General features: G+C 50.8%; 20 protein-coding genes. 11 read left to right on the top strand and 9 right to left on the bottom strand.

Annotated elements, in window-relative coordinates:
• The first annotated feature begins 25 nt into the window (after positions 1 to 25).
• Both DFER_RS11990 and DFER_RS11985 read left to right on the top strand, forming a co-directional pair.
• Positions 26 to 277, top strand: coding sequence for a DUF6814 family protein (locus DFER_RS11990; protein ID WP_015811899.1), 252 nt, complete (start codon positions 26 to 28; stop codon positions 275 to 277).
• A 525-nt stretch (positions 278 to 802) separates the two neighbouring features.
• Complete coding sequence (locus tag DFER_RS11985; protein WP_015811898.1) at positions 803 to 1,984, top strand: thiolase family protein; 1,182 nt, start codon at positions 803 to 805, stop codon at positions 1,982 to 1,984.
• A 3-nt stretch (positions 1,985 to 1,987) separates the two neighbouring features.
• Here the strand turns inward: DFER_RS11985 and DFER_RS11980 are convergent, their stop codons facing one another.
• Positions 1,988 to 2,491 carry a GtrA family protein gene (locus DFER_RS11980; protein ID WP_041735033.1) on the bottom strand — a complete coding sequence of 168 codons (504 nt, stop codon included), beginning with the start codon at positions 2,489 to 2,491 and terminating at the stop codon, positions 1,988 to 1,990.
• A gap of 212 nt (positions 2,492 to 2,703) precedes the next feature.
• Here DFER_RS11980 and DFER_RS11975 point away from each other — a divergent pair, with 212 nt between their 5' ends.
• Both DFER_RS11975 and DFER_RS11970 read left to right on the top strand, forming a co-directional pair.
• Positions 2,704 to 3,222, top strand: a complete 519-nt coding sequence (locus tag DFER_RS11975) for a hypothetical protein (RefSeq protein ID WP_015811896.1) — start codon at positions 2,704 to 2,706, stop codon at positions 3,220 to 3,222.
• A gap of 11 nt (positions 3,223 to 3,233) precedes the next feature.
• On the top strand, positions 3,234 to 3,764 hold the full coding sequence (locus DFER_RS11970) for a hypothetical protein (RefSeq protein WP_143828722.1): 531 nt from the start codon (positions 3,234 to 3,236) through the stop codon (positions 3,762 to 3,764).
• Here DFER_RS11970 and DFER_RS11965 read toward each other — a convergent pair whose 3' ends face one another.
• The 3 genes from DFER_RS11965 to DFER_RS11955 all read right to left on the bottom strand — a co-directional run bounded on the left by DFER_RS11965 (position 3,765) and on the right by DFER_RS11955 (position 6,948).
• Positions 3,765 to 4,721: an SMP-30/gluconolactonase/LRE family protein gene (locus tag DFER_RS11965; RefSeq protein ID WP_015811894.1), complete on the bottom strand. Its 957-nt coding sequence runs from the start codon at positions 4,719 to 4,721 to the stop codon at positions 3,765 to 3,767.
• 114 nt (positions 4,722 to 4,835) lie between these two features.
• A complete protein-coding gene (locus DFER_RS11960; protein WP_015811893.1) occupies positions 4,836 to 6,365 on the bottom strand; it encodes an alpha-amylase family glycosyl hydrolase in 1,530 nt (509 codons plus the stop codon).
• A 7-nt stretch (positions 6,366 to 6,372) separates the two neighbouring features.
• Positions 6,373 to 6,948, bottom strand: coding sequence for a Maf family nucleotide pyrophosphatase (locus DFER_RS11955; protein WP_015811892.1), 576 nt, complete (start codon positions 6,946 to 6,948; stop codon positions 6,373 to 6,375).
• 184 nt (positions 6,949 to 7,132) lie between these two features.
• On the opposite strand from DFER_RS11955, the gene DFER_RS11950 reads away from it, so the two are divergent.
• Positions 7,133 to 7,591: a MarR family winged helix-turn-helix transcriptional regulator gene (locus tag DFER_RS11950; RefSeq protein WP_015811891.1), complete on the top strand. Its 459-nt coding sequence runs from the start codon at positions 7,133 to 7,135 to the stop codon at positions 7,589 to 7,591.
• Positions 7,592 to 7,648: 57 nt separating this feature from the next.
• Positions 7,649 to 8,257 carry a YceI family protein gene (locus DFER_RS11945; protein WP_015811890.1) on the top strand — a complete coding sequence of 203 codons (609 nt, stop codon included), beginning with the start codon at positions 7,649 to 7,651 and terminating at the stop codon, positions 8,255 to 8,257.
• A 92-nt stretch (positions 8,258 to 8,349) separates the two neighbouring features.
• Here DFER_RS11945 and DFER_RS11940 read toward each other — a convergent pair whose 3' ends face one another.
• Entirely contained in the window at positions 8,350 to 8,799 is a 450-nt protein-coding gene (locus DFER_RS11940) for a type I restriction enzyme HsdR N-terminal domain-containing protein (RefSeq protein WP_015811889.1), read from the bottom strand.
• 51 nt (positions 8,800 to 8,850) lie between these two features.
• Here DFER_RS11940 and DFER_RS11935 point away from each other — a divergent pair, with 51 nt between their 5' ends.
• Complete coding sequence (locus DFER_RS11935) at positions 8,851 to 9,624, top strand: AMP nucleosidase (RefSeq protein ID WP_015811888.1); 774 nt, start codon at positions 8,851 to 8,853, stop codon at positions 9,622 to 9,624.
• An 83-nt stretch (positions 9,625 to 9,707) separates the two neighbouring features.
• The gene (locus DFER_RS11930; protein ID WP_015811887.1) at positions 9,708 to 10,079 is read left to right on the top strand and encodes a globin domain-containing protein; all 372 of its coding nucleotides are present in this window, start codon (positions 9,708 to 9,710) and stop codon (positions 10,077 to 10,079) included.
• A 2-nt stretch (positions 10,080 to 10,081) separates the two neighbouring features.
• Here the strand turns inward: DFER_RS11930 and DFER_RS29910 are convergent, their stop codons facing one another.
• The 3 genes from DFER_RS29910 to DFER_RS11920 form a co-directional block, all read right to left on the bottom strand.
• A complete protein-coding gene (locus tag DFER_RS29910) occupies positions 10,082 to 10,426 on the bottom strand; it encodes a toxin-antitoxin system TumE family protein (RefSeq protein ID WP_015811886.1) in 345 nt (114 codons plus the stop codon).
• Positions 10,401 to 10,661, bottom strand: coding sequence for an MJ0235 family protein (locus tag DFER_RS11925; RefSeq protein ID WP_050774687.1), 261 nt, complete (start codon positions 10,659 to 10,661; stop codon positions 10,401 to 10,403). The genes DFER_RS29910 and DFER_RS11925 overlap by 26 nt, the downstream gene beginning before the upstream one ends.
• A 79-nt stretch (positions 10,662 to 10,740) precedes the next feature.
• Positions 10,741 to 11,181 (bottom strand): hypothetical protein, encoded by a 441-nt coding sequence (locus tag DFER_RS11920; protein ID WP_015811884.1) that lies wholly within the window; start codon positions 11,179 to 11,181, stop codon positions 10,741 to 10,743.
• Positions 11,182 to 11,305: 124 nt separating this feature from the next.
• Between DFER_RS11920 and DFER_RS11915 the strand changes: the two genes are divergently transcribed.
• Positions 11,306 to 12,721 carry a CCA tRNA nucleotidyltransferase gene (locus tag DFER_RS11915; RefSeq protein ID WP_015811883.1) on the top strand — a complete coding sequence of 472 codons (1,416 nt, stop codon included), beginning with the start codon at positions 11,306 to 11,308 and terminating at the stop codon, positions 12,719 to 12,721.
• Between the two features lie 85 nt (positions 12,722 to 12,806).
• Positions 12,807 to 13,004: a hypothetical protein gene (locus DFER_RS11910; RefSeq protein ID WP_015811882.1), complete on the top strand. Its 198-nt coding sequence runs from the start codon at positions 12,807 to 12,809 to the stop codon at positions 13,002 to 13,004.
• Here DFER_RS11910 and DFER_RS11905 read toward each other — a convergent pair.
• Positions 13,001 to 14,281 (bottom strand): DUF2851 family protein, encoded by a 1,281-nt coding sequence (locus DFER_RS11905; RefSeq protein ID WP_015811881.1) that lies wholly within the window; start codon positions 14,279 to 14,281, stop codon positions 13,001 to 13,003. The genes DFER_RS11910 and DFER_RS11905 overlap by 4 nt on opposite strands.
• Before the next feature lie 124 nt (positions 14,282 to 14,405).
• On the opposite strand from DFER_RS11905, the gene mtgA reads away from it, so the two are divergent.
• Entirely contained in the window at positions 14,406 to 15,092 is a 687-nt protein-coding gene (gene mtgA / locus DFER_RS11900) for a monofunctional biosynthetic peptidoglycan transglycosylase (protein WP_015811880.1), read from the top strand.
• Positions 15,093 to 15,098 lie beyond the last annotated feature (6 nt).

The raw sequence follows: 15,098 nt of genomic DNA, 5'->3' as shown, positions 1-15,098 counted from the left end.
TTTGACATTTAATAACCAATACAAAATGAGTGGTTTAAAGAAAATACTAGGCTTGCTCTGGATCGCGCTTGGTCCGGTTATCATTGTTTTCCTCTTCATGCAGGCAGCCGACAAGATCGGTGAAGCAGCAGAAGGCATCGCCCGCACCAACACAACCTTGCAATGGGCGATTATCATCCTCATATTCATCCCCATCTGCACAGGCCTCGTCATTTTCGGCTACTACGCCTGGAAGGGTGAATACGACCACCTCCCGGAGAGCTCGGAGGAGTTGTGAGGTGGGAGGAATGAGTGAATGAGCCGCCGTGGAACGGTGAATGAGTGAATGAGCCGCCGTGGAACGGTGAATGAGTGAATGAGTGAATGAGTGAATAGATCAGACGCAGAAATCGCGTAGCGATGTAATATTGGTAGAAAAATGGTTACCCGATAGTCCACAAATCCCGTCAGGGATGTAACAACACGGATAGCGCAGGTGCATTGTTGTAACATGCCTGACGGCATTTGTGGCGCTTTGAATAAGGGACTTTTTGCTACCAATTTTGCATGCCTGACGGCATTTGTGGCGCTTTGGATAAGGGGCTTTTTGCTTCCAATTTTACATGCCTGACGGCATTTACGCGGATACGCGTGCATTTGTCGTTACATGCCCAAGGGCATTTCCTGAACGTTGGATGGATGCTTCTTTGCCACAAATATTACACGCCTGACGGCATTTTATTCATATTAAGCGGTTATTTGTATCTTGCCAGTGCCGGCCGTTGGAGTTCCGGTGAGCCTACTCGAAATTCACTCATTCATCATGCAAACTGACGTCTTCATTCTTTCTGCTTCCCGCACTCCCATTGGTAGTTTTGGAGGTGTTCTTTCCTCTATTCATGCTGCGAAACTCGGCGCTACGGCTATTCAGGGCGCACTTTCGAAATCGGGTGTCGAACCGGATTCGGTGGACGAGGTGCTGATGGGCAATGTCGTTTCTGCTAATCTGGGGCAGGCGCCGGCGCGGCAGGCTGCCATTTATGCGGGGCTGCCGGTTTCGGTCATTTGTACGACGGTAAACAAAGTTTGTGCTTCGGGAATGAAGGCCGCGGCTTTCGGCGCGCAAGCCATTCAGCTGGGCGATGCGGACGTGGTAGTGGCCGGCGGAATGGAAAATATGTCGCAAATACCGTATTATTTACCCAAAGGCCGTAATGGCTATGGTTACGGTCATGGTGAGATAATCGACGGACTTTTGAAAGACGGGCTGACCGATGTGTACGACCAGATCGGCATGGGCGTTTGCGGCGATAAAACTGCATTGAAGTACAACATTTCCCGTGAAGCCCAGGATGAATTTGCCATCCGTTCCTACCAGCGTTCCGCGGAAGCGACGGCCAATGGTTCGTTAGCGGGTGAAATTGTGCCCGTGGAAGTGGTTTCTGCCAAAGGAGACGTAACCGTTGTAGCCGAGGACGAAGAATACAAGCGAGTTAAATTTGATAAAATACCTGCATTAAAACCTGTTTTTTCCAAAGACGGGACGGTTACGGCCGCCAATGCGTCGACTATCAACGACGGCGGGGCGGCACTGGTGCTAGCGGGTAGCCGCGCGGTGAATGCGCAGAACCTGAAACCGATCGCACGCATTGTGGCTTTTGCCGACGCTGAGCAAGAGCCGGCATGGTTTACCACCACCCCGGTGCTGGCTACGGAAAAAGTGTTGAAAAAAGCAGGTTTAAAAATCTCCGATATCGACTATTTCGAGGTGAATGAGGCCTTTGCGGTGGTTGCGCTGGCCTATATGCAGGCATTGGACCTGGATGTGGAGAAAGTGAATGTGTTTGGCGGCGCGGTGTCGCTCGGGCATCCGCTGGGCGCTTCCGGGGCACGCATTGTTACCACATTACTGTCTGTTTTGGAGCAGAAAAACGGGCGATACGGTTTGGCCGCCATTTGTAACGGCGGGGGAGGAGCGTCGGCGATGATCGTGGAGAGGCTGTAACGACTAGCGGATCAGGACTTTCAGGCGATTGTAGAAACCGGTGCTCTTAAAAGTGAAGGTTTTGTGCAAAATATAATTACTCACAAAACTGAAACCCATTCCGATCACGTAACAGACCATTTCGGTTACATTCACTTCCTTTTTGGCGAAGGAGAACTTCACTTTGTAAACCTCCATGCCGAGGTAATCGACCAGGAACTTGGACGAACCGATGGTGAATGCCCAGGTAATGAAAAGCGATACCATCGAAACCATGAGGAATTTCACCATTTCGCGGCGCGTTTGATTGCTGCGGCGGGCGTCGAATGCGAAGAGCTTTGTGAGTGTGAAGCCCCAGAAAAAACCGATGATGTAGGAAGGCACAATGGAGTCGCTCCACGAGATATTGAACCAGTCCTGAATGAGACTGCTGGAAACTAACTGGATCAAAGCACCGGTACCCGCAACAAGAAAATAGGCAATGATATCTTTGGGATTGAAGATCTTGTTCTGCTTGATTTGGGTCACTGGTGTGTTAGTTAGATTGGACGGCGAACCTGATTGAGGCCCCAATATTAGAAAGAAAATGGTCTGGAAACAAAACCACATTTCCGATTTTGAGTAAATGGGTTTTCCGCCGCACAATCCCGTAATGGTACCGTTTTTGCAATGTTCAGGCCGGAACCGCTTCTCGCCGGCTGATGGGGAGACCGGTTCGTTTATCGCTAATCGGTATCATTATGAAGAAGTTGTGTCTATTGCTCGTGGTGTTGCTTACCGGGTTTGTTTCGTACGGGCAGACCCAGAAATGGGCCGTCGGTTTCGAGGCGGGTGAGCCTATTGCCGTCAGTTTGAGGAAATATGGTGACAGAAATGCGCTCGATGTGAGTTTTGGTACTTACCTCGGCATGTTTAAGGGCAAGGACAATTACAAGGTGAGCAACGACGACCTGGGCGGGCTGGGCGTGATGTTCAACGCCACTTATCTGTGGTACGTGCCAATGTTCAACGACCGGATGATCGCCTATATCGGCCCGGGTGTGCAGATCAACTCGCGGCGCTATTATCCCGACCGGAATGTCCGCTCCGTTTACACAACCAACATTTCCACCGGTCCTTCGGCAACCGGGGGTCTGGAATTTTTCTTCGCACAAAAACCGACTTCTTTTTTCGTGGAAGGCGGTGGTTATCTTGAATTTATTCCCAAATTATTTTACTTTAATCCCAATCTCAGCATGGGTCTGAGACATAACTTTTAATGGGATTACAGGTGAAAAAGCTCTATATACTCGGTTCATTTTTGATATTGGCCGCCCTGATCTTCTCCTGCTCGGAGACATTGCAGCGCCGGCACGACAGGATTCACGGCACATCTTCGACAGACCGCTCGTCGCGCACACCGACCAATGACCGGGATTCCGAGACAGGCACTTACCGAAAGGATTACGACCGTGTGGTGGATGGCAGCAGCCAGACGGGATCTCAGGGCTTGCCGGCAAGCGGTAATGCGGATTATAATCACCGTCTTCTGAGCCAGTATGCCGAAATGGACAAGCTGGGAGAAGTGGTATTGTACGAGCTGGATAACCTCGAAAACCGCTATAATAACCTGTTGAATGAGTATAAAAATGCGAAATCATCCTCGCGGCAGGTGATGGCAATGGAGCTCGACAAGATTAGCGACGACCGGCTGATGCTCTACAAAGCCTACACCAACATTTACCGCAACGGCAAATCCGACTGGGCTAATGTGAAGCGGGACGTGGACAATACCTTGCGCGAATACCGTCAGAAAAACTGATCACCAACCCACGCCTTTCGTGTTGGTTTTGATCCTGCACACGTAACCGTCCACGGTCATGTACAGCGTGGAGCCGTCATTTCCCCAGGCGCAATTGGAAGTCAGTTCGCCCATTTCAATGCGGCCCAGCAACTTGCCTGCGGGGCTGATGATGAGCATTCCGCCCGGCCCTGATGACCATAAATTGCCATCCTTGTCGATTTTGAGGCCGTCCGGCAGGCCGGGAATGCCTTTTTTGCCCATCGGCGTAGCATCGTAAATCAATTTTCCCTTGCCAGCATTGCCATTCGCATCCATCGGGTAGGCCATCCAGATTGACTTTTCAGGATCGGATTGCGCTACATACAATGTCTTGCCGTCCGGTGAGAATGCAAGGCCGTTCGGGCGGCTCAGGTCGCTTACCTGCATAGTCACTTTGCCGTCCTTATGAATGCGGTAAACACCAAACTGAGAGATTTCACGCGTCGGATCTTCGTGTTTTTTGGCAAGACCATAAGGCGGATCAGTAAAATAATAGTCGCCATTGCTGTGCTGCACCACGTCATTCGGGCTGTTGAAACGCTTTCCCTCGAAGTGGTCGGCCAGGGTAATTTTACCGCCTACCTGCAACGGCATGGCCGAAATGCGCCGGTCACCATGCTCGCAGGAAACGAGGCGGCCTTTGTTGTCGATGATGAGGCCGTTGCTGCCCGGCTCATCGCTGTAAACGCCGCGACCTGTATAGCCCGACGGTTCCAGGAACACCGAAAGCCCTTCTTTTTCATCCCATTTGTAAACCTTATTCTTCGGTACATCCGAAAACAGCAGGTAACCTCCGTCTTTCACCCACACCGGCCCTTCCGACCATTCGAAACCCGACGCCAGCACTTCTATCTTTGCATCTTTGGACAAAAGCTTTTCGAACGACGGATCTTCATAAACAATCTTGCCCATGGTAGGGTAGGACTTTTGCGCCATAGCAGTACAGGTCAGAACAACGATCAGACAAACTGAGATAATACCGGATTTCATAGGGAGTGCATTAGCAGTACCAATTTGGAATACGCAACAAAGCACGGAAACGGCGGTTCTCTACTGGTTTTTGCGCATGGCACGAGTGCGGGCGGGCGCGAGGATGACCGTAGCGTGGGGCGATAAACGGCTCGCGGCGAGCGTGGTGGCATGCAGCGGGTCGGTCGAGAAAAGTACTTCGCTGTAAAGTGATTTATCCTCCGGCATGGTGAATTCCGTTGCCTCGTCGGAAAGATTATGGATCACCACCAGCGACCGGTCCACGTGCGGGCGGAAGTAGGCGAGCAGCCGGTCGTCGCTAAGGCGAACGGGTTGCAGGTTCGGGGCGAGGATCTGGCTCAATGCAGGTTCGGTCCTGCGGAGATGTATGAGGGTTCGGTAATGTTGATAAACAGACGCTTCGTCGCCGATCTGCTCCGAAAGGGGCGCCACTGTTTTCAGCGTGGTAAATTCCGGGGTGATCCAGGAAGCACGCTGCGGGTCGTCCGGCTCGGCCGTCCAGAGAAACGGTTCGCGAATGTAGGGATCAGGCTTCGACCCTAGCATGCCGATTTCTTCACCATAATAGAGATAAGGCTGGCCGGGAAGTGTGAGCAGAATGGAAGCCGCCAGTTTGATTTTATCCATATCCCCGCCCACAACGCTCCCGATCCGCTCCTGATCGTGGTTGGTGAGCATGATTGCATTCACAAACAGCGGATTGTATTTCTGGAAAAGCTGGAAGCTGGCCAGCAGTTTATCCACCAGCTGTTCGTCGCGGCCGGCGGTGAGCATGCGCTGCAACGCGAAGCTGAGGTCGAAATGAAATGTGGCGTTCAGATTTCGGAAATAGGGGGCAACTTCTTCTGTATCAGCCCAAACTTCGCCCACAGTGAATGCATTTGGGTTGGACCTGGCGACGACTTTTGAAAAAAAATCCCAGAAAGTGATGCTTTGCTCGCTGTCCCATTCGGGATAAATGTGCCGTGCGGCGTCGAGGCGGAAGCCGTCCACGCCGATGTCGGCCAGCCAGAAGTGCACGATTTTGGCTATTTCTTCCCGTAAAGGTTCCGAATGATAATTGAGGTCGGGCATTCCTTTGTAGAAAAGGCCGTAGTACTTTTCGTCGTCGTCCGGGTTGTCGTGCCACGGATACACCACTTGCGAGTCGTCGGAAGTTTCGCGCTCGGAAATGCCCAGGTGATCGATCTGGTCCTGGGTCATCCACCAGTAAAACTGCCGGTAGGGGCTATCCTTGCTTTTCCGCGCTTCCCTGAACCACGGATGCAGCGTGCTGGTGTGGTTGATAATCAGGTCGAGGTAAATGGCAATCCCGCGCGCGTGGGCACCGGCAAGGAGGCGCTTGAAATCGTCCATCGTGCCGTATTCGGGCTCGATGGCGTAGTAATCGACGACGTCGTATTTGTGATAGGTCGGCGAAGGGTGGATCGGCGTGAGCCATATCGCCTCGATGCCCAGATCGGCCAGGTAATCGAGTTTGGAAATGATGCCGTTCAGATCGCCAATGCCGTCGCCGTTCGAATCGCAGAAAGAGCGGACAAATATCTCATAACAGATTTTCGGGACATTAGCTGGCTTGTCGGCAGGCATAGCGATGCTATCGGAAATGCGGTTTCAATAATTGGTAAACGACATGGACGGGCAAGCCCATGATCGTGTAAAACGACCCTTCGATTTTTCCGATGCCTACCATCCCGATCCATTCCTGGATGCCATACGACCCGGCTTTGTCGAAGGGTTTGTACTGCTCAATATAGTAGTTGATTTCCCAATCTTCCAAGTCGCGGAAATAAACTTCCGCCGCGTCGGCCACCGTGCTGATCCTGCCGTCCGCCAGCAAACTGACCGCCGTCACGACCTTATGGCTTCTCCCCGAAAGCATGCTGATCATCCTGAAAGCATCTCCGGAATCCGACGGCTTGCCCAGAATGTGGTGATCGGCGATCACGACGGTGTCGGCGGTAAGTACCAGCGAACCAGGCCGGATGCCCTCGAACATGCGGGCTTTTTCCTTCGAAATGTGGCCGGCAACCTCTTCGGCGGGGAGGCCGGGCGGGTAACTTTCATCGGTAGGAAGCACTTCCACCGTGAATGCAAAGCCGGCGTCGTGCAATAATTGTTTTCTTCGGGGAGAGTTGGAAGCCAGGATCAGGGGCTTCTGGAGTTCGATCATTTTTCGTTGTTAAGTATTGATAGTCAGGATTTTATTGTTCGAATTGAACTGTTGCGCAAAAAGCTTTCAAGCCAGTCAAAAACTTTTTCCAAATATTTTTCCCCCAAACTGAACTATTCTCTTCCTAATAGATGTTTCAACATTAAATGTATATACATCATTAATGCATTTAACATTTTTGGCTATGTCTATTGAAACTGATATCAAGCAGAAAAAATTTCGGAGCCCGTACCAAAAGTTGGCGTTAAACCTGGTGTACACCACCAAGTGGCTCGAATATAAGCAGCTCGAATCGTTCAAGGAGCACGACATTACGCCACAGCAATATAATGTACTGCGGATTTTGAGGGGACAGCAAGGCAACCCGATCAAGGTGAGCGAAATTACCGATCGCATGCTCGATAAGAGTTCCAACACCTCCCGGCTCATCGACAAGCTGCTGGCGAAAAATCTGGCCAAACGGACTTCGTGTGAAAGCGACCGCCGTGCGGTGGATGTGGTGATTACCAGCGAAGGGCTAGAACTGCTGAAAGTACTCGATCCGTTTATCGAGGATTGGGAAAACCGGTTCAACATCATCTCGGAAGAGGAGGCGGAGCAGATCAGCGCATTGCTCGACAAGCTCCGGGAACCGAACGATTAACATGAAACACAATTAACACAAATCCATAATTCAATTTAATTTTAATTTAAAACTACAATGAAATCATTTAAATTTTTTGTCGCATCTCTTGCAGTAGCATTGTTTGTATCTTCTTCTGTGTCAGCAGACAATGGTAAAAAGGTGAACAATCTGAAAGTGAACACTTCGAAAAGCGAGCTTACCTGGGTAGGTAAAAAAGTTACCGGCGAGCACACAGGTAAAATCTCTCTGAAAGAAGGAACGATCGTTCTGGACGGCGCGAAACTGACCGGTGGAAAATTCGTTGCCGACCTCAATAGCATTACTTGTACGGACCTTACCGACAAAGAATACAATGGCAAACTGATCGGTCACCTGAAATCCGACGACTTCTTCGGCGTTGAAAAGCACCCGACCGCAACATTCGTAGTAACCAAAGCGACTCCAAAAGCAACCGGCGTGTACGATGTAACCGGCGACCTGACGATCAAAGGCATTACCAAACCGGTAACTTTCCCGGTAACCGTTAAAACTACTGCTGCCGGCGCAGAAGCTACCGGTAAATTGGTGGTTGACCGTTCGAAATACGACATCAAATACAACTCGAAGTCTTTCTTCGATAACCTGGGCGACAAAATGATCAATGACGATTTCACGATCGACGTGAAATTGGTTGCCGCAAAATAATTACCCGCCGGCGGTCGCCTGGTATCGGCCGTCTGCATTTTGTATGACCTGAATTTTTGAAAGAACCTGTCCTTCTGGGCAGGTTCTTTTTGTTATTGGTTAAAATCGCGGTACTGAGGGAAATCGTCCATGAAATGGATCTGGCCGTTCACGGCCTGAAAGCAATAATGAGACATGCCATTTGTAACAGCCAGATATTGAGGTTGTAATGTAAAATTATACCGGCTGATCTGCGCAAAAGTGGCGTCGGTGACACGCACGAAGGGCGCCTTGCATTCGACGAGCAGGAACGGCAATGCATGGTTTGAGAGCACCATAATATCGGTGCGTTTGGCAAGCGTATTGTATTGCAAGCCAGTCTCTACCGCGAAGAGTGATTTGGGATAACCGTAATGGGTGATGAGCAAATGAATGAAATGCTGCCGCACCCATTCTTCGGGTGTGAGCGTCACGAATTTCCTGCGGATAATGTCAAAAATATGCGGTTTCCCGTTAACCTGCTTAACTTTGTAGGCGAATCCGGGAAGGTTCAATGATTCCATCAACGAAGATAATCAACCCCGGCTTGCCCCGCCAACAAACCTGCTGATTTCATGACCACCAAAGAACAGATCGTCGAAAACTGGCTCCCGCGTTACACCGGCACGCCCGTGGAGGAGTTTGGGAACTACATTTTGCTCACCAACTTCGGGAATTACGTGACTATGTTCGCCGAAAAATTCGGGGTGGAAGTGCGGGGGGCTGGCCGGGCTATGCAAACCGCCACGGCGAAGGACATTACCATCATCAATTTCGGGATGGGAAGTCCGATGGCTGCCACGGTAATGGATTTATTATCAGCCATTAACCCGAAAGCAGTATTGTTTCTGGGTAAATGCGGCGGGTTGAAAAAAACGCAGGTCGGCGACCTTATCCTTCCCATTGCCGCCATTCGCGGCGAGGGTACCAGCGACGATTACATGCCCGCTGAAATCCCCGCGCTGCCATCGTTCCGCCTGCAAAGCACCGTCTCCGCCGCCATCAAAAAGCACAAACTCGACTATTGGACCGGCACCGTTTACACCACAAACCGCCGCATTTGGGAGCACGACGATAGTTTTAAAGAATACCTTCGCGCCATTCGGGCCATGGCAATCGACATGGAAACGGCCACGATATTCATTGTCGGCTTCGCCAATTCGATTCCGCACGGCGCATTGCTGCTCGTTTCGGACAACCCGCTTGTTCCGGAAGGTGTCAAAACGGAAGAAAGCGACAAGAAAGTGACCACCAGCTATGTGATGCAGCATCTCGAGATCGGCATCGATGCGTTGACGGAGCTCGCGCGGTCGGGAGAGTCGGTTAAACATTTGCGGTTCGAGAGCTGACAACTGTCATCATTCCGGCGGGAACCTCCGCCGGTAGATTCGGAGTTGTAAAGTCGGCCGGTCGTGAATCCGGTGATTTATCTATGGAACATCAGTCATTATACGAGCGCATCGGCGGCGACGCGGCGCTGCGCCAGCTCACCGATCGGTTTTATGACCTCGTCTTCAACCACGAGCTCATTTCCCGGCTTTTCAAAACCGACAAGGACCTCATCAAAGAAAAGCAGCGCCTCTTCCTGACCCAATTCCTGGGCGGCCCTCAGCTTTATTCGGAAGTATACGGCCACCCGATGATGCGCGCCCGCCACATGCCCCACACCATCACCGAAGACGACGCCGTAGCCTGGCTGCAATGCATGGCCTCGGCAGTAGAGTCGCTGCCTCTAAGCAAGGATTTGAAAGATGAGCTATTCGATAGATTTCCGCGGACGGCGTTTTTTATGGTGAATAGCTGAAATCAGCGGATTCGACTTACAAGATATCGAAACACGTCGTCCAGCGAGATGTCATAGCTATCTTCGACCGAAGAGTCAGCAAGATGTTTATGGTGAGGGAAGTTTGGAAGACCTGGAAAATGCGGTGCATTGTCCCAACGGAGAATTAATTCGCCGGTGTTTTTCTGCCAATGGAAAGCATATTTCCTGCGACTGCTTTGCCTGAACTCTCTGATAAATAATCTGGAAGAATCGCTGAGATGAACTTCCATGTGGACATAATGCATTCCCTCTGATTCGAGCAAATCGTGGATAATGTAGCTGGTAATTATTTCATCATAGTCAGTCAGCCATTTGAAAATTGCCATTCCTGATGTCGGTAATTTGGATTTCTAATTCGAGTAGAAACTGATCGTAGGCTTTCCATTCGATCAGGTCCTCCCAAGCCTCAAAATTTTCAACAGAGGAATTTTCAAGTTGAGCTTCAAATGTTTGCAAATCGGTGTGATACTTATTTATAAGGATATTGATTTTCTCCTTTAATTCGTGTTTTCTGGACAAATAGCCCATCAGCACCGAATCGCCCACCTGTTTTTTTGTCAAGATTACCACGGCATTACTCCATTTTGCTCCTGTACAAATTTAATGATTTCGGATTTTTAAACAACTTCGTCATCTGCTGTTAATCAATGCGAGGAGTTCCTTTTGAGTTGGCCCTTTTTTCGTAATCCCCAGGCTCCAACTGATACAGCTTCCACGAATTAAACCCTAATTTCATCCAATTCCGGTGGTTGATTTGATGAATGAATACAGGCATTGGATCAAAGACAGGCCGGTACTTGTTGCCCAGTTCTTCCTGCTGCCATCGGTCGAGGATCACGAAAGAGAGCGTATCGGAGTCGAAGGACGTTTCTTTTAGCGCTTTGAGGTTTGTGATCGGTTTTTCGACGCCTGTTACATGGTGGTGGTCGTAGTAGAAGGCAGGAGCTATTGCTTTTCGAGAATCGCGGAGTGTGTAGTGGAAAAGTGTTCCGGAAAAATAGATCTTGACGGGCTTGTTACGGAGTGTTCGGATAAATCTGAATACCTCGATCGAATTATCAAATGGAGAAACCGTAAGCATCACCTAAACTATGGCTTCCTCGTTCGACCCATTTCGTAGATTTATCCTGAGGCCAAAGCGAATGACTAGGCGGCATTTCCTTGGCCCCACTCCATGCCAAACAAGAATTCCCTACCTTTGCGGGATGAATTTTAAAGAGCAATTGATCCCATATCCGGTTCTGGAAAAAGTTGCAGCGGCTGCGAAGGAGCTGGGTGTGGAGGCATATATCATCGGCGGTTTCGTCAGGGACCTGATACTCAAAAGGAATAGTAAGGATATCGACATTGTTTCGATCGGAAGCGGTATCGAGCTGGCGGAAATGGTGGCTGGGCGGCTTGGGCCGGATGTGTTTGTGAGCGTTTTTAAGAATTTTGGAACCGCGCAGATCCGCCAGGGAGATCTTGAAATTGAGTTTGTAGGCGCGCGCAAAGAGTCGTACCGCTCAGAGTCGCGCAAGCCCGCTGTGGAAGATGGTACGCTTGCCGACGATCAGAACCGCCGCGATTTTACCATTAATGCGATGGGTATCAGCCTCAATGCGGGCACGTTCGGCGAGCTGGTCGATCCGTTTGAAGGCATGAGCGATCTCCGCAAGAAGATCATCCGCACGCCGCTCGATCCCGAAATTACGTTTTCCGACGATCCCCTGCGCATGATGCGCGCGATCCGCTTCGCGAGCCAGCTCAATTTCGATATCGAACCCGACACGTTCGACGCAATTGTGAAGATGAAGGACCGCATTTCCATTGTGTCGATGGAGCGGATTTCTGATGAGCTGAACAAGATCATTCGCTCGAAAACACCTTCTTACGGTTTTAAACTATTGTATCATGCCGGCTTGCTCGCTATTATTTTTCCGGAAATGGTGGAATTGCAAGGCGTGGAGCATATCGAAGGGAAAGGGCATAAGGATAATTTCTACCACACATTGCAGGTCCTCGACAATGTGGCCCAGGTTTCGGACGACCTCTGGCTGCGCTGGGCGGCTATCTTGCACGATATCGCAAAGCCGGCCACCAAGAAGTTTGATAAAAGGCACGGCTGGTCGTTTCACAACCACGAAGAAGTGGGTGCGCGCATGGTGCCCGTCATTTTCCGCCGCATGAAGCTGCCGCTGAACGAGAAAATGCGGTTTGTAAAAAAACTGGTAAGGCTGCATTTACGGCCGATCGTGCTATCGAAGGAGGAAATTACCGATTCTGCCATGCGGCGGCTGCTTGTGGAGGCGGGAGAGGATATTGAAGCGCTCATGAACCTCTGCCGGGCGGACATTACTTCCAAAAATCCAGAAAAAGTAAGGCGCTTCATCAGCAATTTCGACCTGGTAGAACAGAAGCTCAAAGACCTTGAAGAACGCGACAAGCTGCGTAATTTCCAGCCTGTTATCACCGGCGAAATGATTATGGAAGCATTTGGGCTTAAACCTGCACGCGAGGTCGGGGTGATCAAAGAGGCCATTCGGGAGGCTATTCTCGAAGGCATCGTGCCGAACGAGTATGAACCCGCCTATGCGTTTATGATCCGGGAAGGCGAAAAAATGGGGTTAAAAAAGGTGTAAGGCACATTTTTTGTTAGAGCCCACGTCAATGACAACCGTTATTTGATATTTTTGCGAACTTTTAATCTCCTCATAGACACGTTTCATGGAAAACGCCCAGTTCAAACGTTTTTTCGGATCGCTGCTCACGATCCTCGGCATTGCCGTACTCCTTTTCGCATGCGTTGCGTTTTTGTCCGATAAGCCGGTGCTGGGGCTTACGGTTTCGAAATGGGAATCCATTGTGCCTTTTCTGGTAGGGACGGTGTTCTTGCTAACGGGCGTGAACCTCGTCAAAGGCTAGGTCCCGCGGATTAGCGCTCCGCCGACAGTGCATTCCAGGCATCGCCTTGGCGTACAATAATTATTAAACCATTCGATCAATGCCTGCGAGTCGGCTGCTGTTTTGACACGCATTCCGAGCGACGCCCATTCGCGGGTGATCCGGTTGTCTTCCGCAGAAATTTCTGAAAGCCAGTAAATCGCTTTGTCGAGCAGTTCGGGCTGCTGCCGCTGGCGCGAGCAAGCCACGAGCAATGGCACCGCGGCGTTGACGATCAGTAAATCCGCCGCTTCCTGGCCCAATGCCGGCACCGGTTTCCGGGCTTTGCGGCCTGCGATAAAATGCTCCCGCCAATAGGTCGACTGGCTGATCCGGAACAAATCCCGCACTTCATTGAAATGCTCCGAAACAACGACGCGATTGAGAAAACCGCCTGTATTGCATAGCAGACGGGCAAATTGCGCCATGCGTACTGTCGGAAAGCCTGCCGGCCGTAACCGGGCATATTTCCATTCGTGGGGCTGCATGATGCGGTCGTGCAGCTTGTATTTGGCGCTCAGAAACCGGAATTCCTGTTGGAGCTGTCGTATGTACACATCCTCCGAATCTTCTGAAATCAGTCCTGCGCAGCCGAAAAGCAGCGCTTCGACCTGGATGAGCCGGTCGGCATGCTTGCGGATCACTTTCCAGGGGACGATCGTCGTGAGGCGCAAAAAGGGTGCGTCATTGAGCTTGTGCCCGAAATGCCGGCCCAGCCATTGATAGGCGGTTTGCTCCCAATCTTGCTGGTTAGTGTCGAGCAAATGCTGGATTTCGAGCGCTTTCCTTTCAAGCCTTTCGAGCAGCACTCTGTCGAGCATGGCATACTTTTGAATCTGGCTCACTGCCGCAAACTGGCTGTGGCAAGGCACGGTTTCCTTTTCATCCTGCAACAGGCGGTACCGTTCGATAACCGATGTCGTCACCAGGCCGTTCAAAACGAGCGTTGGGACAGTCGTGCCGTCCCGTCTTGTAGCGGGCACATCGTTTTCCCACACCACATGCAGGATTACGCCATCATAAGCGCCATTGTGCTGGTGTTCATGCACGAACCAATCCGACGACCGGACGTGAATTTCAACACATCCGACCCACAGCACGCCGTCGATCATCAGGCGGGCATCCGGGAAATCGGGGCCTGCATTGTGGTTCCTGTGCCCCGGGCGAATGATGGAAAGCGGGCGGTTTTGGTCGGTTTGGAGGCCTTTCTTCTCAAAATACTGAAAGCGCCAGATAAAACTGAGCAGATCTTCATTCATAAACAGCGTCGTTGAAAAAATTGATGATTAAGGCACACATTTCTTTGCCTAAACCTGATTAGTTTCTGTTCTTTGTACGCTGTTTTCGTTCCCTGGTTTCTATTTGTAGAAGTAAAAAAGTTTTATGCTCCGCCGTCTGCAATTCATTGCGCTCCGAATCTTCCTCGCATTTATCGTGATTTCAGTCGTTTGGGTGGTTGTTTTGAGGTTTGTGCCTGTCTGGGTAACGCCCTATATGATTTCCCGTAAAATCGACGCTTTCAAGGCTGATGAGGATACGGAGATCCACCACGACTGGGAGCCGTATGAGAATATTTCGAAAGAGGCCGCATTGGCGGTAGTGGCCTCCGAAGATCAGAATTTTCCCAACCATTGGGGCTTCGACTTCGACCAGATCTACAACGCCATGACCGAGGACCGCAAGCGTGCCCGTGGTGCCAGTACCATTTCCCAGCAAGTTGCGAAGAATGTCTTCCTCTGGCACGGGCGCAGTTTCATCCGCAAAGGCCTTGAAGCCTATTTCACCGTCCTCATCGAAGTACTTTGGAGCAAGAAGCGGATTTTGGAAGTGTATTTGAATGTGGCTGAAATGGGTAAGATGACATTCGGAGTGGAGGCGGCTTCGCTACGTTACTACAATAAATCGGCCAAACGCCTGACGCGCTACGAGGCCGCGCGGATCGCCGCAGTACTCCCGAACCCGATCCGTTTCTCGATCCAGAACCCATCTGCGTATGTGAACAAGCGTACCAATCAGATCGTCCGGCAAATGCGGTATCTGGGCGGGCAGAAGTATTTGGCTGACTTATAGTTATCC

The sequence above is a fragment of the Dyadobacter fermentans DSM 18053 genome (assembly GCF_000023125.1).
Lineage (GTDB): Bacteria > Bacteroidota > Bacteroidia > Cytophagales > Spirosomataceae > Dyadobacter > Dyadobacter fermentans.
The sequence above is the reverse complement of the archived record's forward strand: the minus strand, read 5'-3'. Positions and strand labels throughout refer to the sequence as shown.

Bases quoted from the DNA above. Each gene is read 5' to 3' on its own strand.
- DFER_RS11940 (WP_015811889.1), bottom strand. From the start codon at position 8,799: ATGGAATCATTGAACCTTCCCGGATTCGCCTACAAAGTTAAGCAGGTT.
- DFER_RS11950 (WP_015811891.1), top strand. From the start codon at position 7,133: ATGTCTATTGAAACTGATATCAAGCAGAAAAAATTTCGGAGCCCGTAC.
- DFER_RS11930 (WP_015811887.1), top strand. From the start codon at position 9,708: ATGGAACATCAGTCATTATACGAGCGCATCGGCGGCGACGCGGCGCTG.
- DFER_RS11955 (WP_015811892.1), bottom strand. From the start codon at position 6,948: ATGATCGAACTCCAGAAGCCCCTGATCCTGGCTTCCAACTCTCCCCGA.
- DFER_RS11960 (WP_015811893.1), bottom strand. From the start codon at position 6,365: ATGCCTGCCGACAAGCCAGCTAATGTCCCGAAAATCTGTTATGAGATA.
- DFER_RS11945 (WP_015811890.1), top strand. From the start codon at position 7,649: ATGAAATCATTTAAATTTTTTGTCGCATCTCTTGCAGTAGCATTGTTT.
- DFER_RS11990 (WP_015811899.1), top strand. From the start codon at position 26: ATGAGTGGTTTAAAGAAAATACTAGGCTTGCTCTGGATCGCGCTTGGT.
- DFER_RS11915 (WP_015811883.1), top strand. From the start codon at position 11,306: ATGAATTTTAAAGAGCAATTGATCCCATATCCGGTTCTGGAAAAAGTT.
- mtgA (WP_015811880.1), top strand. From the start codon at position 14,406: ATGCTCCGCCGTCTGCAATTCATTGCGCTCCGAATCTTCCTCGCATTT.
- DFER_RS11905 (WP_015811881.1), bottom strand. From the start codon at position 14,281: ATGAATGAAGATCTGCTCAGTTTTATCTGGCGCTTTCAGTATTTTGAG.
- DFER_RS11985 (WP_015811898.1), top strand. From the start codon at position 803: ATGCAAACTGACGTCTTCATTCTTTCTGCTTCCCGCACTCCCATTGGT.
- DFER_RS11935 (WP_015811888.1), top strand. From the start codon at position 8,851: ATGACCACCAAAGAACAGATCGTCGAAAACTGGCTCCCGCGTTACACC.
- DFER_RS11920 (WP_015811884.1), bottom strand. From the start codon at position 11,181: ATGCTTACGGTTTCTCCATTTGATAATTCGATCGAGGTATTCAGATTT.
- DFER_RS11965 (WP_015811894.1), bottom strand. From the start codon at position 4,721: ATGGCGCAAAAGTCCTACCCTACCATGGGCAAGATTGTTTATGAAGAT.
- DFER_RS29910 (WP_015811886.1), bottom strand. From the start codon at position 10,426: ATGGCAATTTTCAAATGGCTGACTGACTATGATGAAATAATTACCAGC.
- DFER_RS11975 (WP_015811896.1), top strand. From the start codon at position 2,704: ATGAAGAAGTTGTGTCTATTGCTCGTGGTGTTGCTTACCGGGTTTGTT.
- DFER_RS11910 (WP_015811882.1), top strand. From the start codon at position 12,807: ATGGAAAACGCCCAGTTCAAACGTTTTTTCGGATCGCTGCTCACGATC.